The sequence below is a fragment of the Nitrogeniibacter mangrovi genome, assembly GCF_010983895.1.
Lineage (GTDB): Bacteria > Pseudomonadota > Gammaproteobacteria > Burkholderiales > Rhodocyclaceae > Nitrogeniibacter > Nitrogeniibacter mangrovi.
Genome location: NZ_CP048836.1, coordinates 2,135,071 through 2,154,905 on the forward strand (window position 1 = coordinate 2,135,071; position 19,835 = coordinate 2,154,905).

Annotated in this window: 18 protein-coding genes; 13 read left to right on the forward strand and 5 right to left on the reverse strand. The window is 68.1% G+C overall.

Annotated elements, in window-relative coordinates; genetic code table 11:
• Positions 1-13: 13 nt before the first annotated feature.
• The 3 genes from G3580_RS09790 to G3580_RS09800 form a co-directional block, all read right to left on the reverse strand.
• Positions 14-3,247, reverse strand: a complete 3,234-nt coding sequence (locus G3580_RS09790) for an efflux RND transporter permease subunit (RefSeq protein ID WP_173765069.1) — start codon at positions 3,245-3,247, stop codon at positions 14-16.
• A gap of 95 nt (positions 3,248-3,342) precedes the next feature.
• Entirely contained in the window at positions 3,343-4,542 is a 1,200-nt protein-coding gene (locus G3580_RS09795; RefSeq protein WP_173765070.1) for an efflux RND transporter periplasmic adaptor subunit, read from the reverse strand.
• The gene (locus G3580_RS09800) at positions 4,539-5,444 is read right to left on the reverse strand and encodes an alpha/beta hydrolase (RefSeq protein WP_173765071.1); all 906 of its coding nucleotides are present in this window, start codon (positions 5,442-5,444) and stop codon (positions 4,539-4,541) included. The genes G3580_RS09795 and G3580_RS09800 overlap by 4 nt, the downstream gene beginning before the upstream one ends.
• A gap of 154 nt (positions 5,445-5,598) precedes the next feature.
• Here G3580_RS09800 and G3580_RS09805 point away from each other — a divergent pair, with 154 nt between their 5' ends.
• Positions 5,599-6,504: a LysR family transcriptional regulator gene (locus G3580_RS09805; protein WP_228720853.1), complete on the forward strand. Its 906-nt coding sequence runs from the start codon at positions 5,599-5,601 to the stop codon at positions 6,502-6,504.
• Between the two features lie 60 nt (positions 6,505-6,564).
• On the opposite strand, the gene G3580_RS09810 is transcribed toward G3580_RS09805, so the two are convergent.
• Positions 6,565-7,983: a heavy metal sensor histidine kinase gene (locus tag G3580_RS09810; RefSeq protein WP_173765073.1), complete on the reverse strand. Its 1,419-nt coding sequence runs from the start codon at positions 7,981-7,983 to the stop codon at positions 6,565-6,567.
• Between the two features lie 190 nt (positions 7,984-8,173).
• Between G3580_RS09810 and G3580_RS09815 the strand changes: the two genes are divergently transcribed.
• Positions 8,174-9,970 (forward strand): copper resistance system multicopper oxidase, encoded by a 1,797-nt coding sequence (locus G3580_RS09815; RefSeq protein WP_173765074.1) that lies wholly within the window; start codon positions 8,174-8,176, stop codon positions 9,968-9,970.
• Positions 9,971-9,996: 26 nt separating this feature from the next.
• Complete coding sequence (locus G3580_RS09820) at positions 9,997-10,914, forward strand: copper resistance protein B (protein ID WP_173765075.1); 918 nt, start codon at positions 9,997-9,999, stop codon at positions 10,912-10,914.
• A gap of 52 nt (positions 10,915-10,966) precedes the next feature.
• On the opposite strand, the gene G3580_RS09825 is transcribed toward G3580_RS09820, so the two are convergent.
• Positions 10,967-11,422, reverse strand: coding sequence for an NfeD family protein (locus G3580_RS09825; RefSeq protein WP_173765076.1), 456 nt, complete (start codon positions 11,420-11,422; stop codon positions 10,967-10,969).
• Between the two features lie 228 nt (positions 11,423-11,650).
• Here G3580_RS09825 and G3580_RS09830 point away from each other — a divergent pair, with 228 nt between their 5' ends.
• From G3580_RS09830 to G3580_RS09875, 10 genes are all read left to right on the forward strand, one after another.
• Positions 11,651-12,265: a c-type cytochrome gene (locus G3580_RS09830; protein ID WP_173765077.1), complete on the forward strand. Its 615-nt coding sequence runs from the start codon at positions 11,651-11,653 to the stop codon at positions 12,263-12,265.
• Between the two features lie 78 nt (positions 12,266-12,343).
• Positions 12,344-14,734 (forward strand): copper-transporting P-type ATPase, encoded by a 2,391-nt coding sequence (locus tag G3580_RS09835; RefSeq protein ID WP_173765078.1) that lies wholly within the window; start codon positions 12,344-12,346, stop codon positions 14,732-14,734.
• A gap of 47 nt (positions 14,735-14,781) precedes the next feature.
• Entirely contained in the window at positions 14,782-15,432 is a 651-nt protein-coding gene (locus G3580_RS09840) for a WD40/YVTN/BNR-like repeat-containing protein (RefSeq protein ID WP_173765079.1), read from the forward strand.
• The gene (locus G3580_RS09845) at positions 15,399-15,905 is read left to right on the forward strand and encodes a c-type cytochrome (RefSeq protein ID WP_173765080.1); all 507 of its coding nucleotides are present in this window, start codon (positions 15,399-15,401) and stop codon (positions 15,903-15,905) included. Before G3580_RS09840 ends, G3580_RS09845 begins: the two co-directional genes overlap by 34 nt.
• 212 nt (positions 15,906-16,117) lie before the next feature.
• Positions 16,118-16,363, forward strand: coding sequence for a DUF2933 domain-containing protein (locus tag G3580_RS09850; protein WP_173765081.1), 246 nt, complete (start codon positions 16,118-16,120; stop codon positions 16,361-16,363).
• 4 nt (positions 16,364-16,367) lie between these two features.
• Positions 16,368-16,718 carry a c-type cytochrome gene (locus tag G3580_RS09855; RefSeq protein ID WP_173765082.1) on the forward strand — a complete coding sequence of 117 codons (351 nt, stop codon included), beginning with the start codon at positions 16,368-16,370 and terminating at the stop codon, positions 16,716-16,718.
• Positions 16,719-16,731: 13 nt separating this feature from the next.
• Complete coding sequence (locus G3580_RS09860; RefSeq protein ID WP_217424462.1) at positions 16,732-17,730, forward strand: YncE family protein; 999 nt, start codon at positions 16,732-16,734, stop codon at positions 17,728-17,730.
• Positions 17,730-18,395, forward strand: a complete 666-nt coding sequence (locus G3580_RS09865; RefSeq protein WP_173765083.1) for a DsbE family thiol:disulfide interchange protein — start codon at positions 17,730-17,732, stop codon at positions 18,393-18,395. The genes G3580_RS09860 and G3580_RS09865 overlap by 1 nt, the downstream gene beginning before the upstream one ends.
• Complete coding sequence (locus G3580_RS09870; RefSeq protein ID WP_173765084.1) at positions 18,388-19,131, forward strand: cytochrome c biogenesis CcdA family protein; 744 nt, start codon at positions 18,388-18,390, stop codon at positions 19,129-19,131. Before G3580_RS09865 ends, G3580_RS09870 begins: the two co-directional genes overlap by 8 nt.
• Before the next feature lie 302 nt (positions 19,132-19,433).
• On the forward strand, positions 19,434-19,658 hold the full coding sequence (locus G3580_RS09875) for an SHOCT domain-containing protein (RefSeq protein WP_217424463.1): 225 nt from the start codon (positions 19,434-19,436) through the stop codon (positions 19,656-19,658).
• Positions 19,659-19,835: the final 177 nt, after the last annotated feature.

The following is a 19,835-nucleotide window of genomic DNA, read 5'->3' on the forward strand; positions in this document are numbered from 1 at the left end:
GGTGCGCTCCTGCTCACACGGTGTCGTTGCGTGGCGCCGCCGGCGCCGGGTCGGGGCTCGCGCCGGGGGCACCGGCAAAGGCGTCCAGATGCGCCTCGCGGCCGTGCAGCTTGAGCTTGCGATTGCCGCTCAGGGCACGCAGGGTCACGTAGAACACCGGGGTCAGGAACAGGCCGAAGGCGGTCACCCCGATCATCCCGGAGAACACCGCCACGCCCATCGCCTGACGCATCTCGGCGCCGGCACCGCTGGCCAGCACCAGGGGCAGCACGCCCATGATGAAGGCCATCGAGGTCATGAGGATGGGGCGCAGCCGCAGGCGGCTGGCCTCGATCGCGGCCTGCAGCGGCGTGCGATCGGCCAGTTCCAGCTCGCGGGCGAATTCGACGATGAGAATCGCGTTCTTCGCCGACAGCCCCACCAGCACCATCAGCCCGATCTGGGTGAACACGTTGTTGTCCCCGTGCGACAGCCACACCCCGGTCATGGCGGCAAACAGGCTCATCGGCACGATGAGGAGAATGGCCAGCGGCAGCGCCAGGCTCTCGTACAGCGCCGCCAGCACCAGGAACACCAGCAGGATCGCGAGCGGATAAACCCACACCGCCGAGTTGCCGGCGAGGATCTCCTGGTAGGTCAGCTCGGTCCATTCGTAGCTGATGCCGCGCGGCAGGGTCTCGGCGGCGATGCGCTCGACCGCCTCACGGGCCTGCCCCGAAGAGTAGCCCGGTGCCGGCCCGCCGTTGATGTCCGCCGACAGGAAGCCGTTGTAACGCATCGCCCGCTCCGGGCCGACGCTGGAGTCGACTCGCAGCAGCGCCGCGAGCGGAATCATCGCCCCCGAGGCCGAGCGCACCTCCAGCTTGCCCACGTCGTCGGCGCGGGCGCGGAAGGGTGCATCCGCCTGGACACGCACCGAGTAGGTCCGGCCGAACTTGTTGAAGTCATTCACATACAGGCTGCCCAGGTAGATCTGCATGGTCTCGAGCACATCGGTGACCGCCACGCCGAGCTGGCGCGCCCGGGTGCGGTCGATGTCGGCATACAGCTGGGGCACGTTCACCCGGTAGCTGGTGAACAGATGCCCGAGCTCGGGCGCCTGCGCCGCCTTGGCCATGAACGCCCGGGTGGCCGCATCGAGCGCCTTGAATCCCTGGGCACCGCGATCCTCGAGCTGCAGCTTGAAACCGCCGGTGGTGCCGAGCCCGTGCACCGGGGGCGGCGGGAACATGACGATGGTGGCGTCCTGGATCTTGCTGTAGGCCGCGTTCAGGCGTCCGGCGATCGCCCCGGCGCTGTGGCCCGGCCCCTTGCGTTCGTCGAAATCCTTGAGCGTGGTGAACACGATGCCGGAGCTCGACGAGTTGGTGAAGCCGTTGATGGACAGGCCGGGGAACGCCACCGCATGCGCCACGTCCGGATCTTTCAGCGTGATCTCGCCCATGCGCCGGATGACCGCTTCGGTGCGATCCAGTGTCGCCCCGTCGGGCAGCTGGGCAAAGCCGATGAGGTACTGCTTGTCCTGTGCCGGCACGAAGCCCTTGGGCACTTCCTGGAACAGGCCGTAGGTCAATGCGGCCAGCGCCAGATACACGCCCAGCATGACGCCGCGGCGCCCGATACCGGCGCTCACGCCGCGGCCGTAAGCATCCGCCCCACGGTGGAACAGCCGGTTGAAACCGCGGAAGACGGGGCCGAACACGGTGTCCATGAAACGGGTGAGGGCGTCCGGCCGCGCGTGCCGGTCCCTGAGCAGCAAGGCGGCCAGGGCGGGAGAGAGGGTCAGCGAGTTGATCGCGGAGATGACGGTGGAGATGGCGATGGTGAGCGCGAACTGGCGGTAGAACTGCCCCGACAGGCCGCTGATGAAGGCCAGCGGCACGAACACCGCGATCAGCACCAGGGCGATGGCGACAATGGGCCCCGAGACCTCGCGCATGGCCCGGTAGCTGGCCTTGCGTGGCGACAGCCCGGCCTCGATGTTGCGTTCCACGTTCTCGACCACCACGATGGCGTCGTCCACGACGATGCCGATGGCCAGCACCAGCCCGAACAGCGACAGGGCGTTGATCGAGAAGCCGAACAGGTACATCACCGCGAAGGTCCCGACCACCGACACCGGCACCGCCAGCAGCGGAATGATCGACGCGCGCCAGGTCTGCAGGAACAGGATCACCACGACCACCACCAGGGCGATGGCCTCGAGCAGGGTATGCACCACCGACTCGATGGAGGCGCGCACGAACTGGGTCGGGTCGTAGACGATCTCGTAGTCCACGCCGTCGGGCATGGTCTCCTTGATCTGCGCCATGGTCGCGCGCACGCCGTCGGAAATCTGCAGGGCGTTGGCACCGGGTGCGGCGGAGATCGGGATCGCCACCGCGTCCTTGTTGTCGAGCAGCGAGCGCAGCGAATAGTCGGAGGCCCCCAGCTCCAGCCGGGCGACGTCGCGCAGCCGCGTGACCGCCCCGTCCGGCCGGCTCTTGATGATGATGTCGCCGAACTCTTCCTCGTTCTCCAGCCGCCCCTTGGCGTTGATGGTCAGCTGCAGGTCGACGCCATCGAGGCCGGGTGACGCACCCACCATGCCCGCCGCCGCCTGCACGTTCTGGCTGCGGATCGCGGCGACCACGTCGCTGGCGGACAGGCCGAGCGCGGCCATTTTCTGCGGATCGAGCCACACCCGCATGGCGTAGTCGCCGGCGCCGATCAGACGCACCTCGCCGACGCCTTCGACCCGGGCGAGCCGGTCCTTGACGTTCAGCAGCGCGTAGTTGCGCAGGTAGGTCATGTCGTAGCGCCCGTTGCGCGAGAGCAGGTGCACCACCATGGTCAGGTCCGGCGAGCTCTTGATGGTGGTCACGCCCAGGCGGCGCACCTCCTCCGGCAGGCGTGGCAGCGCCTGCGAGACCCGGTTCTGGACGAGCTGCTGCGCCTTGTCCGGATCGGTACCGAGCTTGAAGGTGACGGTGAGGGTCAGCAGGCCGTCGCTGGTCGCCTGGCTGAACATGTAGAGCATGTCCTCCACGCCGTTGACCGCTTCTTCGAGCGGGGTGGCGACGGTCTCGGCGATGACCTTGGGGTTGGCGCCGGGGAACTGCGCGCGCACCACCACCGAAGGCGGCACCACTTCCGGGTATTCCGAGATGGGCAGACCGCGCACCGCGATCACCCCGGCCAGGAAGATGAGCAGGGACAGCACGCCGGCAAAGATCGGCCGGTCGATAAAGAACTTGGAGATATTCATGGGGCGCTCCGGGGGGAATGCTCAGGGCGGCAGGCGCCCGCCACGTGCGGCATCGCCGCCGTGGGGACTGTGCAGGTGTATCGGGTCACGGCGCGTCAGCGACCTTCGGCGGGGGTGGTGTCACCGGCCGGTTTCGGGTCGACCAGTGCGCCCGGGCGAATCCGTTGCCAGCCACTGGCGACCACACGATCGCCGGCGGCGAGGCCGGCCGTGACCACCCGTTCGCCGGCCACGCTGGCGCCCAGCGTCACCTCGCGGTACTGCGCGTGGTTCTCGTTGTCGACGACCAGCACGAACTTCTTGTCCTGGTCGGTCCCCACGGACCGTTCGTTGATCAGCAAGGCGTCGTGCGACACGCTGCTGCCCATCCGTACGCGGGCGAACTGACCCGGCATCAGGACCCCGTCGGGATTGTCGAAGATGGCGCGCAGGCGCACCGTGCCGCTGGCCGCATCCACCTGGTTGTCCACCAGCTGCAGATGGCCCTCGAGAGGTGTATCGCCGGTGACGGCGGTCTGCATCCGCACCGGAATGGCCTCGATCTTCGGATGCCCGGCGGGGTCGCGCGGCGCCTCCTGGAGTGCCTGGGCGACGATGCCCTCGTCGGCGTCGAAGCTCGCATAGATCGGGCTCACCGACACCAGCGTGGTGAGCACCGGCGCATCGGGGCCGGCGGCCACGAGGTTGCCGACGGTCACTTCCAGGCGTCCGACACGGCCCGACACCGGCGCCTTGATGCGGGTGTAGCCCAGGTCGAGTCGCGCCGTGCGCAAGGCCGCTTCGGCCGCCCGCAACTGGGCCGCCGCCTCGCGGCCGGCATTGCGACGCTCGTCGAGCTCGCGCTCGGCAATGGCCTTGACCTTCCAGAGCCGCTCGGCACGTGCCAGTTCGCTCTTGGTGAACGCCACCCGCGCGCGCGCCGCCACCACCTGCGCCTCGGCCCGGTCCACCTCGGCGGCATAGGGCGCCGGATCGATGGTGATCAGCAGGTCACCGGCCTTGACCAGCGACCCTTCGCGAAAATGCACCGACTGGATCGTGCCCATCACGCGGGCCCGGATCTTGACCCGCTCGACCGCTTCGAGACGGCCCGAGAACGCCTGCCACACATCGACCGGACGCTCGGCCATGGTGAGGACGGTGACCGGGACCGCGGCCGCGGGCGACGGCGCCGGTTTCGCATCCGCCACGCTGGCGCGGCTCACGAGCCACGCGGCGCCCACGGCCGCCAGCGCGACGACCACGACACCGGTCGCCATCAGCCGGCGACGGGAAGGGGCTGTTTGCTTGTTCATTGGGGGGACTCCTGTTGGGATTGCATCGAATGCCGTGTATCGCAGACCCGTTGGCGGGCTTCTGTTGTCATGTTCCGGACCATGAAGGCGCGCATCGCTTCGCGCATCGGCACGGCCCACGTGGCCGGAGCCGGTGGCGGCGCGCTCAGGCTGCATGGCCAGCCGGTGTGTGCTTCCAGTTCGAGGCCGTAGGCAAACACGCCGGCCTGCTCGAGGCGCGTCGCATAGGCGAGCGCCTCGTCGTGAAACGGGTCGTCGCCGGCGGTCAGCACCAGCGCGGGCGCCAGGCCGCCGAGCCGCCGCGCCCGCGCCGGCAAGGCATAGGGATGATCCGCCGCGGTGCCGCAGCCCAGGTAGGCGCGCCAGCCGTCGGCCCAGCGACAGCCCACCGGTCCGGCCTCGCATTTGCGCATCGAGGCCGTGCCCAGGCGGGCGTCGAGCATGGGCGAGATCAGCAACTGCCCGGCCAGGCCGGGCGCACGCCGATCGCGCGCCACCATGGCGATGGCGGCGGCCAGATTGCCGCCGGCTTCTTCGCCGGCCACGAACAGGCCGGCCTGCTTGCCGGCGAGCCGGCAGCGCTGCCCGTCGGCCCACTTGAGCACCGCATAGCCCACGTCCACCGCGGCGGGGAAGGGGTGCGCGCCGGCAAGCGGATAATCCACCGACACCACCACGGCCCCCGCCTGCGCGAGCAAGCCGGCCACGGTGGCGCCGCTGTCCAGCGACCCCGCAACGAAGGTGCCGCCGTGAAAATGGACGACCAGCGCCCCCGGGCGGCCCGCCGTGTCGCCATAGATCCGCACCGGCACCGGGGCGCCGCCGTCCACGTCGACGACGCCATCACGCCCGTCGGCGCAACGACGGGCATCGTCGGGAGTTGGCAGGGTATCGGAGGTCATGGCACGGTATGTCCGCAGCATCGGGGGAAACGAATAGGCGACACGATACTGTCCATAAGTTGATGGATAAACCCGGGAATCGTGGACGCTTTGTTTCCGCTGGTGAATAATCAACTCAACCCGTCATCGATTCAGGAGGTGCGCAGTGGACCAGATGTTGGCGCTCCGGGTGTTCGCCCGTGTCGTCGAAGCCGGCTCGTTCACGCGCGCGGCCGACTCGCTGCAGATGCCCAAGTCGACGGTGTCCAAGGCCATCCAGAACCTCGAGGATCATCTGCACGTCAAGCTGTTCCACCGGACCACCCGGCAGGTGAGCCTGACCACCGAGGGTGCCGCCTACTACGAGAGCACCTCGCGGCTGGTGTCCGAACTCGAGGAGATCGACGCCAACCTGGCCAACGCCCAGGCGGCCCCCAAGGGGCGCATCCGGGTCGACGTCCCGGCCGCCGTCGCCCTGCAGCTGATCGTGCCCGGCCTGTGTGCCTTCCATCAGCGCTATCCCGACATCGAGATCGATCTGGGGGCAGGGGACCGTCTGGTGGACCTGATCGCCGACAACGTGGACTGCGTGATCCGGGGCGGCAACATCTCCGACGAATCGCTGGTCGCGCGCCGGCTCGGCGACCTGAAGTTCATCACCTGCGCCGCGCCCGCCTATATCGACCGCTACGGCACCCCGACCCATCCCCGGGATCTGGACGGCGATCACTTCGTGGTGGGGTATTTTTCCGCCGGCAGCGGGCGCGCCTTTGCGCTCGACTTCACCCGCGACGAGGAACGCATCGAGCTGTTCGGTCGCTCCCGCGTCGCGGTCAATGACAGCAACGCCTATCTGGCGGCCTGCCTTGCCGGGCATGGGGTCATCCAGCTCCCGATCTTTTCGGCCAAGCCGCATCTCGACACCGGCGGCTTGGTTGCGCTACTGCCGGAGTGGAACGTCGATACCACCCCGGTGTTCGCGGTGTATCCGCCAAACCGGCGCCTGAGCGCCAAGGTGAGGGCGTTCGTGGACTGGATGGCCGAGTGTTTCGCGCAGATGCCGACGACCCTCGACGGCTGACGGCGCATCCGGCCGGTCATCGGCGACATGGCGCCTTGCCTTGGCGCCGGATGGCGCCGTTCAGTCGCCCGATGCCGTCGCCTGCTGACTGGCGAATCGAACGCTGAAGCGGGTGCGTTGCGCGTCCGACGAGACGCTGATGTCACCGCCGTGCGCGATCGCGATCGCGCGCGTGATGGCCAGGCCCAGGCCGCTGCCCTCGACGGCACCGTGACGGCGTGCCTTGTCGGCCCGGTAGAAGCGATCGAACAGATGAGGTATGTCGGCCGGCGCGATGGGAGTGCCGGTGTTGTCGATGCGAACCACGACACCGTCTTGCGAGGGCTCGACCGCGACGTCGATCCGCCCGCCGGACGGGGTGTGCCTGAGGGCGTTCGACAACAGGTTGCTCAGCGCCCGACGCACCATCAAGCGGTCGCCGTTGAAACATCCCTGACCCGAAGCGTGCAGGCGGACCCCGCGGGTTTCGGCCAGCGCGTCATAGAACTCGAACAGCTCGCTCACTTCGTTTTCGACACGGACCGCCGAAATCGACGGCAGCATCAGGCCATGTTCCGCCTTGGCGAGAAACAGCATGTCGGAGACCATTTTCGCCAGCCGCTCGAATTCCTCGGCGTTCGACGCCAGGGTCTCCCGATAGGCGTCCGCGTCGCGCCGCTGCGCGAGCGCCACCTGGGTCTGCGTCATCAGATTGCTGATCGGCGTACGCAGCTCATGGGCCAGATCGGAGGAAAAGTTCGACAAGCGGCGAAACGCATCCTCGAGCCGTTCGAACATGTCGTTCAGGGTATGGGCCAGATGCGCCAGCTCCACCGGAAACGATTCTTCGGGCAGGCGCCGGTCCAGCCGGGTCGGGGTGACCGCGGAGGCGCGCTCGCTCATGTCGCGCAGCGGCGCCAGGCCGCGACGGGCCACCCCCCAGCCGAGCACGCCGCTGACCGCGGCGGCAAACAGCGAAAAAGCCAGCAGTGAGGCCTTGAAGCGCTCGAGGAAGAGGGCGTGGTGGCGGATGTCGATGGCGACGGCGACCACGATCGGCCCGGTGTCCGGCAGGCGGGTATCGAGGGCGGCCGCCAGCCCTCGGTAGGCGACGCCCTTTTCGCGCCAGTCGAAGGTTTCCGCCGAGCGCGGCGTGGTGTGCCGGCGCAGACGCTCGAGCGGAAAATGCACGCCGGGCGTCGCCAGCAGCGGCAGGCCATCGGGGCCGAGCGCCATGACCACCAGGTCACGATGGCCGACGAAGGCATCCCGAAGCCGATCGCCGAGCATCGCCAGCGCCGCGGCGGAGTCCACCCGGGAGACCACGTTCTCGACCAGCATGATCTTGCCTTGCAGCTCGTCGCGATCGAGCTCCACGAAATGCTTGCCGACCACGTTGATCATGAACATCCCGAGCGCGGCGATCACGCCACAAGAGACAAGGGCGAAGAAGATCGTCAGCCGGGTGGTCAGGGAATATCGAAAGGGTCGCTTGCTCATGCCGGCTCCGGTGCCTCGGGGCGTCGCCTGTGGCCACCAGTGTGCCAGTTCCCGGCGGTGGACCGCCGAGATTACACAGATGTAATCGACCCGTCAGCTTCGCGTCGACGCCGCGCCCCGACACTCCGACATCGCAGCGTCATGGCCCCGACCGCCATGGTGCCGTGGCTCAAAGCGATAAGGAGAAACCATGGCTTCCCGCCCCCCCAACCTGATTCAAGCGCCCGCCCGCTCGCGGCGCCGCTTCGTTCAAGGCCTCGTCGCCGGCGGTGTCGTGGCTGCGCTGCCGGGCATGGCCCGCGCCGACAGCGCAGCACGCGGCGCAACCCGGACCGGCTCCGCCCCCGAACTGACCGGCACCGAGTTTCATCTCGAGATCGGCGAGACCCTCGTGAACTTCACCGGCGCGCCGCGCATGGCCACCACGGTCAACGGCGCCATCCCGGCGCCCACGCTGCGCCTGCGCGAAGGCGACGAGGTGACCATCCATGTCACCAACCGGCTGCGCGAGACCTCCTCGATCCACTGGCACGGCATCATCCTGCCCTACCAGATGGATGGCGTCCCCGGCATCAGCTACCCGGGCATCGCACCCGGCGAGACCTTCACCTATCGCTTCACCGTGCGCCAGAGCGGCACCTACTGGTATCACTCGCACTCCGGCATGCAGGAGCTCACCGGCCTCTACGGGGCGCTGATCGTCGAGCCGCGCGGCGGCGAGCGCATCCGCGTCGACCGCGATCATGTCGTCCAGCTGTCCGACTGGACCGACGAGAACCCGATGCGGGTGTTCGCCAAGCTCAAGGCCCAGAGCGACTACTACAACTACCACCAGCCGACCGCGATGGATTTCTTCCGCGACGCTGCCCATGACGGCGTCGGCGCCGCGCTGACCCGCCGGCGGATGTGGAACAGCATGCGCATGAGCCCCACCGATCTGGCCGACCTGTCGGGCGCCACGCTCACCTATCTGATGAACGGCACGACGCCGTCGGGAAACTGGACGGCACCGTTCCGCCCGGGCGAGCGCGTGCGCCTGCGCTTCATCAACGGTGCCGGCAACAGCTTCTTCGACGTGCGCATCCCCGGCGTGAAGATGACCGTGGTGCAGTCCGACGGCGTGGATGTCGAACCGGTCACGGTGGACGAATTCCGCTTCGGTCCGGGCGAAACCTACGACGTGATCGTCCAGCCGCAGGACGATGCCTGCACGATCTTCGCCCAGTCCATGGACCGCAGCGGCTTCGCCCGCGGCACCCTGGCGGTGCGCGCCGGGCTCGAAGCGCCGGTCCCGGCACTGGACAAGGTGCAGTGGCTGACCATGGGCGACATGATGGGCGCCATGGGCGCGGGCGGCGCCATGGCAGGCATGCCGGGCATGGCAGGCGATGCGATGCCCGGCATGAACCACGGCATGGACCACGGGGCGCATGGCATGGCCGCCGCTGCGCAGGCACCGGCCACACCCGCGGCCCGTCATGCGCGCACCGAATACGGCGCCTCCACCGACATGCGCGTCGACACCCCGCGCACGAATCTCGACGACCCCGGCGTGGGGCTGCGCAACAACGGCCGGCGCGTGCTCACCCTGGCGGACCTGTCCACCCTGGGCGGCGCGCTCGATCCGCGCGAGCCCGGACGCGAGATCGAGCTGCATCTGACCGGCAACATGGAACGCTACACCTGGTCCTTCGACGGCGTCGAATTCGGCCAGAGTACGCCGGTGCATTTCCACCACGGCGAGCGCCTGCGCGTCACCCTGCACAACGACACCATGATGACCCACCCCATGCACATGCACGGCATGTGGAGCGAGCTCGAATCGCCGCAGGGCGGCTTCCAGGTCCGTCGTCACACGATCCCGGTCCAACCGGCCCAGCGCATCAGCTTCCTGGTCAACGCCGATGCCCCCGGCCGTTGGGCGTGGCACTGCCACCTGATGTTCCACATGGAAGCGGGCATGTTCCGCGAGGTGCTGGTGGCATGAACACAGACGACCGGAAGGACACGACAATGAACCGACTGACGCTGATCGGCACGCTGCTCGCCGCCATGGCCGGGTCGCCGGCGCTGGCACAGGACGGCGCCCACGCGGGGCACATGAACATGGACCACGGCGCGATGCAGGGCACGAATACCCGTGACCCCGGCGCGATGAAGATGGACCAGGGTTCGATGAAGATGGACGCGCCAGCGGCGCCGGAAGGCGCCCGTGACCCGGATGCCTACTCCGGCGGCTACACCCTCGAGCGCGGGCCCTACGTGCTGCCGGGTCCGCGCCAGCTGCGCTTCGCGGACGAACACCGCTTCGCCACACTCTGGTTCGATCGCCTGGAGCGGGTCGACACCCATGACGCGACCGTGACCGCCTGGGATGCCCAGGCACGCATCGGGCGCGACTACGACAAGCTCGCCCTCAAGTCGGAAGGGGACTACGGAAACGGACGGCTCGAGGAGGCGCGCACCGAAGTGCTGTGGACCCACGCCATCGCCAGTTTCTGGGACACGCAACTGGGCTGGCGTCACGACAGTGGCGGTACCGACCCGGAGCGCGACTGGCTGGCCATCGGCGTGCAGGGCCTCGCACCGTACTGGTTCGAGGTCGACGCCACCGCCTATGTGGGCGAACGCGGACGCAGCGCGCTGCGCCTGTCGGCAGAGTACGAGTTGCTGCTGACCCAGCGGCTCATCCTGCAGCCACGCGCCGAGATCAACGTCTATGGCAAACGCGACGAAGCGCGCGGCATCGGCGCTGGGCTCTCCGACGCGCTGGCCGGCATTCGCCTGCGCTACGAGTTCTCGCGCCAGTTTGCGCCCTATGCCGGGGTGGAATGGAGCGGGCGCTTTGGCCAAACCGCCGATCTGGCGCGGCAGTCGGGCACGCGCGCCAAGGAAACCCGTCTGGTGGCCGGCGTGCGCATGTGGTTCTGAGACCGGCTTGCGGCCGGCGGGTCGATGAATCGTTCCGCCGCTCGCGTCCACCTCAAGGTGCGCGGGAATCGTGCCCCGCCGACGCATCGCACGCCCCCCGTCCGGGGGGCGAACCGATATCGGCTTCGACGCACAAGGTCAGGCCGTCGACCGCGACCACGCGGACCGGATCGCCTGCCGTCAGCGTCGAAGCGTCCGACCGGGCGGCCCAGGTCTCGCTGTTGACGCGGACGTACAGCCCCCGCTCGTCACAGGCCACGACCTTGCCCGATCGGCCGATCAGGGTCGATACTCCAAACAGCGCCGGCAAGTGCATGACCTTGACCATCAGCAGATAGGTCGCCGCCGACAGGCCCAGCACCACGGTGTAAACGCCGATGGCCGGCCCCTCCGGCAGCAGCCAGAAGACCGGCAATGCCAACAGGGGCATGAGCAGCAGGATGTGGCACATGGTGACCGCCTCGCGTCCTTGACCGGCGCCGTACCGACGTCCGTCGTCGATCGGCACGCCCACCGGAATCCGCCTTGCGCAGACCTGCCCAGTGTGCCGGTTTTCGGCGTGCGGGGAACAAGATGACACGAATGTAATCGCACGGTCAGCTTGGCGTCGGCGCGACACGGTCACACTGCGGCACGAACAACGATGGGCCGTTACCGCGCCGCCTGGCCCGCGAGACCGCCAACCCTGCCGTCCGGGGCTGTGCCGGTCCATTCACCCAACACGGGAGAGACCACGATGAAGCATTTCATTCTCGGGGTGGTGACCACGGTGATCGTCACCCTGGCCGCCGTCGCCGGCATCGCCTATTCCGGCACGGTCGACGTCGCTGCCGACGTCCCCCATCATCCCTGGCTGTTCCGGATGCTGACGACCACCCGCGAGCGGGCCATCGAGAAAAGCGCGCGCGATATCTTGGTGCCCGCGGATCTGTCCGATCAGGAGCGGGTCCGGCGTGGGGCCGGCAACTACGAGGCCATGTGCGCCAGCTGCCATCTGACGCCCGGCGAGGCCGACTCGGAAATCCGCAAGGGCCTGTATCCGGTGCCGCCGAACCTCACCAAGGCCATGACCGAGGCCCATGAAGAGGAAGATGCCCCCGGTACGCCCCACGAAGCGCAGCATTTCTGGGTCATCAAGCACGGCATCAAGGCCACCGGCATGGCTGCCTGGGGGAAGGGCGGCATGAGCGACGACAACATCTGGGATCTGGTCGCCTTCATCCAGACCCTGCCGCAGATGGGCCCGGCCGAATACCGCGCCTGGGTCATGGCCAGTGACGGTCACCAGCACGGCGACGGCGCCATGCATGGCGACGACGAGCACGATCATTCGGACGACCATCACCACTGACGTCCTCCCGCCGCGCGCCCCTGCGCCTCAGGCAAACCGACGCGGCCGCGGCTCGGAGGCTTGACAGAGGAGACGCAGATGACGACATCCGCACAGGGAACACAGCACACCCACGGTGACCATGACGGCAGCGCGGCCTCCACCCCGGCCGCGCCCCATGGCACCGAATATGTCTGCCCGATGCATCCGGAGGTCGTGCGCGACGCGGCCGGGGACTGCCCCAAGTGCGGCATGCATCTCGTGCCCGCCGACACGGCAGGCGAGGCGGGCCATCATGGCCACCGTGCCGCCCCCCATGACTCCGACGCGGGCGGGCGCTACGACACCGTACCGCCCGGGCATACCGGCCCGGTGTACACCTGCCCGATGCACCCCGAAGTGCGCCAGACGGCCCCGGGCGCGTGCCCGCTGTGCGGCATGGGGCTGCAGCAGGAGTCCGGCGCGGCGGCCGACGACGGCCCCAATCCGGAACTGGTCGATTTCACCCGGCGGCTCCGGGTCGGCCTCGCGCTGACGGTACCGCTGCTGGTTCTAACCATGGCGCCCTTGTTCGGTGTCACGGCGATCCGCAGCTTCTTTGGCGAGACCACCGCGTTGTGGCTCGAGTTCGTCCTCGGCACGCCGGTGATCCTGTGGTCAGGAAAGCCCTTCCTCGTGCGCGGCTGGACGTCGTTCCGCACGCAGAAGCTCAACATGTTCTCGCTGATCGCCATGGGCGTGGCCGCGTCCTACCTGTACTCGCTGGTCGCCCTGATCGCGCCGGGGATCTTTCCGGCCGGTTTCCGCGACCCGGACACCGGCGCGGTGGGGGTGTATTTCGAGGCGGCGGCGGTTATCGTCACCCTGGTGCTCCTCGGCCAGGTGATGGAACTGCGCGCCCGCGAAGGCACCGGCAAGGCCATTCGTGCGCTGCTCGACCTGGCGGCCAAGACCGCACGGGTGATCCGGCCGGACGGCTCGGAAGAGGAGATTGCGCTCGAAGACGTGCAGGTGGGCGACCGGCTGCGCGTGCGGCCCGGCGACAAGATCCCCGTCGACGGCGTGGTGGCGGAGGGCCATTCCTCCATCGACGAGAGCATGATCACCGGCGAGCCGGTACCCGTGGAGAAGGGCGCCGGCGATTCGCTTACCGGCGCTACGATCAACGGCACTGGCGCCCTGGTAATGGAGGCCACGCGCGTGGGCAACGACACCATGCTCGCGCAGATCGTCGAGATGGTCTCGAGCGCGCAGAAGAGCCGCGCGCCGATCCAGAAGTTCGCCGACATGGTGGCCGGCCGTTTCGTCCCGGCGGTCATCGGCGTCGCGGTGCTCGCCTTCGTCGCCTGGGCGATCTGGGGGCCGGCGCCGGCCTATGCCTATGCGCTGGTCTCGGCGGTCTCGGTGCTGATCATCGCCTGCCCGTGCGCGCTCGGTCTGGCCACACCGATGTCGATCATGACCGCCACCGGACGTGGCGCCCAGGCCGGGGTGCTGATCAAGAACGCCGAGGCACTGGAGCGTTTCGAGAAGGTCGACACCCTGATCGTGGACAAGACCGGCACGCTGACCGAAGGCAAGCCGAAGCTGGTCGCGGTCCTGCCCGAGGCGAACCATGCTGAAACCGAGGTGTTGCGGCTCGCCGCCTCGCTCGAACGCGGCTCGGAGCACCCCCTGGCAGAGGCCATCGTCAGCGGCGCCGAGGCGCGCGGCGTGACGCTGGCCGAGGCCGGCGACTTCGAAGCGGTCACCGGCAAGGGCGTGAAAGGCACGGTGGACGGCAAGGCCGTGGCGCTCGGCAATGCCGCCCTGATGGCCGACATGGGCCTCGACGGCGGCGACCTGGCCGAACAGGCCAACGCACGCCGCGACGAGGGCGAAACGGTCATGTTCGTGGTGCTCGACGGCGCCATCGCCGGCATGGTCAGCGTCGCCGATCCGACCAAGGAAAGCACACCAGCGGCGCTCAAGGCGCTGCACGAGCTGGGGTTTCGCATCATCATGGCCACCGGCGACAACGAACGCACGGCACGCGCCGTGGCCAAGCGTCTGGGCATCGACGAGATCCGCGCCGACGTGCTGCCGGCGGACAAGGCCAGCATCATCAAGGACCTCCAGGCGCAGGGCCGCAAGGTCGCCATGGCGGGCGACGGCGTGAACGACGCCCCCGCGCTGGCACAGGCCGATGTGGGCATCGCCATGGGCAGCGGCGCGGACGTGGCCATCGAGAGCGCCGCGTTCACCCTGGTCAAAGGCAACCTGGAAGGCATCGTGCGAGCCCGGCGCCTGGCCCTGGCCACCATGCGCAACATCCGCCAGAACCTGTTCTTCGCGCTGATCTACAACGGCGTCGGCGTACCGATCGCCGCCGGCGTGCTCTATCCCTTCCTCGGCCTGCTGATCAGCCCGATGTTCGCCGCCTTCGCCATGAGCGCATCGTCCATCTCGGTGGTCCTCAACGCGCTGCGGCTGCGGCGCGTATCGCTCTGAGACGGCGCTCGACAACCTTTTCCCGACTCTCATCGACCGAATCCATCATGCGTTTCTCATTCCTGCTGGCCCTGACCTCGTCCGCCGCGCTCGCGTCCCCCGATCTGGGGCACATCCAGTCTCTCGTGGCGCAAGGGCCGGGGGTTTTGGTGGCCAGCGACACGGGCCTGTATTTTGCCGGCCACGACGGCCGGATCGTCCAGCGCGGCACTCGTCAGGGCGGGTTTTCCGCCCTCGTGGCGGATCGCGCCGATCCGCAGCGCCTCTACGCCAGCACGCCGGACACCCCCGTCCTGCGCTCGACCAACGGCGGTCGCCAGTGGCAGGCGGTGTCCGGCCTGGGGGCGAAACCGTTCACCATCCTGAGCGCCGGCCCCGCCGGATCGGACATCCTGTACGGCGTCGCCGACGGCATCTATCGGAGCGCCGACGAGGGACGTCACTGGACGCGGAGCGGCGACCTGCCGGAAAAGACCATCACCGTGGCCGCATCGCCGACAACCGCCGGCACCCTGTTCGCCGGCACCATGACCGGTCTCGTCGTCAGTCGCGACGACGGCGCCACATGGACACGCCAGAGCGCCGGCAAGGGCCCCACCACACTCGTCGAACCCGGGCCGGGCGGTGGCTTCCTGAGCTTCGCCTGGGGGAGGGGCTGTCGCGGGTGGCGCAGTCGGGTCAGGCGGCGGGGGCACTGAACAACGGTTTCGGCGGTCAGGTAATCCTGCACCTGGCCCGCAATGGCGACACCCTGACGGCCGCCACCAGCGCGGACAAGCTGTTCGTCAGCCAGGACGATGGTCGTCACTGGCGCCCGCTGGGGGGCTACCCGGCGCCGCAGACGGCGGCCGAACGGCACGGAGAACAGCTCTACACCACCAACTGCCAGGCGTGCCATGGCGATCATGGCATCGGTGAGTCGCCCGCGCCGGGCAAGACCTCGCTCGCGCCCGCCCTCGACGAGACCGCTCACGCCTGGCATCACACCGACGAGCAACTGGAAAAGGTCATCCTCGAGGGCCTGCCGTCGCCCAGCCGCATGCCGGCCTGGTCCGGCACCCTGACACCGACCGATGCCCGCGATCTGATCGCCTACATGAAAAGCCTGTGGGACGCGCGGGCACTGCGCTGCCAGGGGCCGAAGCACATGTCGCCCGAGTGCCGTCGCTGAGCGCGTGCGCAGCCCGGATCCTTGCCGTGCGGCCCCCCGATACCGACGGCACTGCCGGCGGCATCGAAGGATGCGGGCGATGACAAAGATGTCATGTTCCCGTCAGGGATCCGTCGAGCTTGCCCCCGTAGGCTGATCGCCATTGATTCGATCAGCGGCGCGACGCCCGGCTCCGATCAGGGCCGGGGTGTCGCGCCGGGCAAGGAACCCTCATGGACACACAGACAGCTTCCGCACAAACCGGCGCACCGCGCATCGCGTGGTACCGCAACAAGGCCACCCTCGTAGGCATCGGACTCGGCGTTGCCGCCCTGCTGATGGTATCCGTCGAATTCCGGGCCTGGTTCGCCCGGGCATGGCCGTATCTGCTCTTTGCGCTGTGCCCGCTGATGCACCTGTTCGGCCACGGCCACCACGGCAAACACGGCCACCACGGCGACGACCGGCCGGAGGGTTGATCCGATGGGCGCAGGGCTCACATCGGCACTCGTCGCCCTCGGGATTGTCGGCACCACGCCGAGCGCGCTCGCCGACGAGGGCGTGTCCGGCGAACGGGTCTATGCCCGCGCCTGCCTCTCATGCCATGGCGCAGACGGCATGGGCAGCTTCCCGGGCGTGCCCGATCTCACCGAACCCACCAGTGCCCTGGCCGGAAATCGAAGCGATCTCCTGCGCCGCGTCATCGCCGGCGTCCGCACACCGGGCGCCGCGATGGCCATGCCGCCTCGTGGCGGCGATCCGTCGCTGAGCGACGACGACCTTGCCGCAGCGCTGGACTACATGCGCACCGAGTTCCTGCCCATCCAGAAATGATTCTGAAACGGAGATGAAAATCGCCATGAAGCATCTCGAGTCCATCGCCAAGGCCCTGCTGGTGTTCGGTGCCGTCGCGACCGCTGATGCAGCGCCGACCGCGTACATTCCGCTCGGCACCGCGAACGAAGTGATCGCCGTCGATACCGCAAGCCACAGGATCATTCAGCACTACACCGGGGTCGCGAACCCGCACGGCCTTGTCGTGACCCCGGACGGGGAATACCTGATCGCCGGCAGTCTGACCGAAACGCCCCTGGCGGCCGGCGCGTCGGCGGACACCCCGAACAGCAAACTCTACGTCATCCATCCGGTGCACGGCCATGTGATGAGCGAGATCCCCGTCGCGGGCTGGACGCACCACGAAGCCATCACCCCGGACGGTCGCTACGTGATCTCGACCCATCCGACCCGTGGCGGCGTCAGCGTGGTCGACCTGGATGCCAACCGCGTAATCAAGACCATCCTCACCGGTGCCACCCCGAACTACACCATCGTGACCCGCGACGGGAAACGCGCCTATGTCAGCAACACCGGCGATGCCAGCCTCAGCGAGATCGACGTGGCAAGCTGGACCGTGTCGCGTCGCCTGGACGCCGGCCCGACGCCCGAGCATCTGGTGTTCTCCCCCGACGAGCAGAGCATCTACGTGTCCAACGACCGGAAAGGCACCGTCTCGGTGATATCGGTGGCCAGCGGCAAGGTGGAAAAGACCTATACGATCGGAAAGCGGATCCACGGGCTGGACCTGGGGGATGACGGATTCACCCTGTTTGCGAGCGACAGGGCAGGGGACCGGCTGGTCGCCGTGGACACCCGTACCGGCGAGCAACGGGAAATCACGCTCTCGCCGGCGCCGTATCATCTCGACCGCATCGCCGGCACCGGCACCCTGTATGTGTCGAGCAGCAAGGCGGCGAAGATCTGGGTCATCGACCAGCAGCAGTTCAAGGTCACGGCCACCATCGATCTGCCCGGCGGGGCCGGGCACCAGGCCGCGGTGATCGAGTGATGCAGCCCGCCACCGAAAACACGCTGGACCGGTCCGTCGACGACCGGCCCCATGCCCCGGACTCCAGCCCGCGGCGACCACTGCGGGCCTTCCTGCCGCTGGTGATGTTCCTGCTGATCGCCGTGGTACTCGGCGTCGGGCTCTTTCTCGACCCGAGGGAGGTGCCGTCGCCCCTGATCGGCAAACCCGTCCCCGAATTCAGTCTGGCGCCGGTCCAGGGACGAACGCTTGGCCTGTCGACGGCCGACCTCAAGGGCGATGTCGCCCTAGTCAATGTGTTCGCCTCCTGGTGTGTGGCCTGCCGCGAGGAACATCCGCTGCTGGTCGATCTCGCCCGCCGCGGCATCGTCACCATCCACGGCCTCAACTACAAAGACAAACCGGAAGACGCCGCCGCCTGGCTCGACAGCCTGGGCGACCCGTACACGCGCACCGGTGCCGACCGTGACGGCCGTGTCGCCATCGACTGGGGCGTCTATGGTGTGCCCGAGACCTTCGTGGTCGGCCCCGATGGGCGTATCGCCTACAAGCGCATCGGGCCGATGACCGAGGCGTTCATCGAAGAGACCCTGATTCCGATGGTCCGCCGCCTGCGCGCACAAGGCGGTGGCGCGTCGCCACCACAGCCGGCCTCAGGCGTGGCGGGAGCGGCCCGCGGTGACTGAGATCGGTGCCATCGGGCTGGCCGGCGCCGTGGCCGCCGGCATGATCTCATTCCTGTCGCCATGCGTGCTCCCGCTCGTGCCCGGGTACGTATCCTACGTTTCCGGCCACGCCGCCCACGCACCAGAAGAGAAAACAAGGCTCGAGCAGCATGTGCGCTCGGCGCTGCTCAGTCTGTGCTTCGTGCTCGGATTCAGCGTGGTGTTCATCGCCCTGGGGGCCAGCGCGAGCGTCATCGGGCGCCTGCTGCTCAGCTTCCGCACCGAACTGAACATGCTCGGCGGCGCCATCGTGATCGCTTTCGGTTTGTTCATGATCAAACCGTTTCACCGCTTGAGGTGGTTGAATCGAGACATGCGCTTTCACCCCGGAATCAAGGGCGGGCGTCCGGCGGCCGCATTCACGCTGGGCATGGCCTTCGGGTTCGGATGGACGCCCTGCATCGGGCCGATCCTGGGCGTCATTCTGACCGCCGGCGCCATGCAAAGCTCGCTGGGTGGCGCGGTCGGTCTGCTGGCCGCCTACGCGCTGGGGCTCGGCGTCCCCTTCGTGCTCGCGGCACTGTTCATGCGCGAACTGACGCACCGGCTCAAGTCGCTGCGTCGGGCGTCGCGACCGCTGCAGGTGGTCGGCGGCAGCGTCATGATCGTCATGGGCGTCGCCATGGTCACCGGGCAACTGACGGCCTTCAGTTACTGGCTGCTGGAACGTTTTCCGGTGCTTGGTCAGATCGGATAATTCCTACAACCGGGCGTTGGCAACGCAGCCAGCGGCGCAAACTCACAGGAGGAAAGGGCACATGAAAACCTGGCTCAAGAACATCTGGAACGCCTTCAAGGCATGGTGCGCTGAAAACCGGGCGGCCCACGAAAAAGCCCCGGTCTCGCCGTGCTGCTCGGCACCGCCGCCAGGCGCCGGACAGAAACGACCATGATCGCAGACAGAACCGATCAGCGTCGGATCGGGGCGTCGGACGACGGCGACGCGACTCGCCTGAGAAATGACCGCGGCCGCAGGGTCGCCAAACGGAGGATCGAACGATGTGGGACTCTGGTGCGTATCACATGGGATGGAACGGCATGGGCTTCGGGATGATTCTCGTCTGGGTGTTGCTCATCATCGCCTTGGTCGTTGTCGTGCGCGGCTGGCGTGGTCGCGAATCCGACGCGCCACAAAAGCCGATCGACATCCTCAAGACGCGCTATGCGCGCGGCGAGATCGACAAGGACGAGTTCGAACGCAGACGGCGTGACATCGAGCAATGACGCACATGTCGCGCTGTTGTCTCGGCCAGCATGCGACTGCGCAGAGTTTGCCGCCTTACCGGGCTGCAGCCCGCTAAGGCGGCAAGGCGGAAGTCTGAACTTTCCGCTTCTGATCGGTCCTGCTTCGGTGTCAGCCTCGCCCGGACGGCCTGTTCCCGGCGGGAGGTCGTGTGACAC

Coding starts and splice junctions, on each gene's coding strand:
- G3580_RS09810 (WP_173765073.1), bottom strand. CDS start 7,983: ATGAGCAAGCGACCCTTTCGATATTCCCTGACCACCCGGCTGACGATC.
- G3580_RS09815 (WP_173765074.1), top strand. CDS start 8,174: ATGGCTTCCCGCCCCCCCAACCTGATTCAAGCGCCCGCCCGCTCGCGG.
- G3580_RS09820 (WP_173765075.1), top strand. CDS start 9,997: ATGAACCGACTGACGCTGATCGGCACGCTGCTCGCCGCCATGGCCGGG.
- G3580_RS09830 (WP_173765077.1), top strand. CDS start 11,651: ATGAAGCATTTCATTCTCGGGGTGGTGACCACGGTGATCGTCACCCTG.
- G3580_RS09795 (WP_173765070.1), bottom strand. CDS start 4,542: ATGAACAAGCAAACAGCCCCTTCCCGTCGCCGGCTGATGGCGACCGGT.
- G3580_RS09800 (WP_173765071.1), bottom strand. CDS start 5,444: ATGACCTCCGATACCCTGCCAACTCCCGACGATGCCCGTCGTTGCGCC.
- G3580_RS09865 (WP_173765083.1), top strand. CDS start 17,730: ATGCAGCCCGCCACCGAAAACACGCTGGACCGGTCCGTCGACGACCGG.
- G3580_RS09840 (WP_173765079.1), top strand. CDS start 14,782: ATGCGTTTCTCATTCCTGCTGGCCCTGACCTCGTCCGCCGCGCTCGCG.
- G3580_RS09855 (WP_173765082.1), top strand. CDS start 16,368: ATGGGCGCAGGGCTCACATCGGCACTCGTCGCCCTCGGGATTGTCGGC.
- G3580_RS09850 (WP_173765081.1), top strand. CDS start 16,118: ATGGACACACAGACAGCTTCCGCACAAACCGGCGCACCGCGCATCGCG.
- G3580_RS09875 (WP_217424463.1), top strand. CDS start 19,434: ATGTGGGACTCTGGTGCGTATCACATGGGATGGAACGGCATGGGCTTC.
- G3580_RS09790 (WP_173765069.1), bottom strand. CDS start 3,247: ATGAATATCTCCAAGTTCTTTATCGACCGGCCGATCTTTGCCGGCGTG.
- G3580_RS09835 (WP_173765078.1), top strand. CDS start 12,344: ATGACGACATCCGCACAGGGAACACAGCACACCCACGGTGACCATGAC.
- G3580_RS09805 (WP_228720853.1), top strand. CDS start 5,599: ATGTTGGCGCTCCGGGTGTTCGCCCGTGTCGTCGAAGCCGGCTCGTTC.
- G3580_RS09860 (WP_217424462.1), top strand. CDS start 16,732: ATGAAAATCGCCATGAAGCATCTCGAGTCCATCGCCAAGGCCCTGCTG.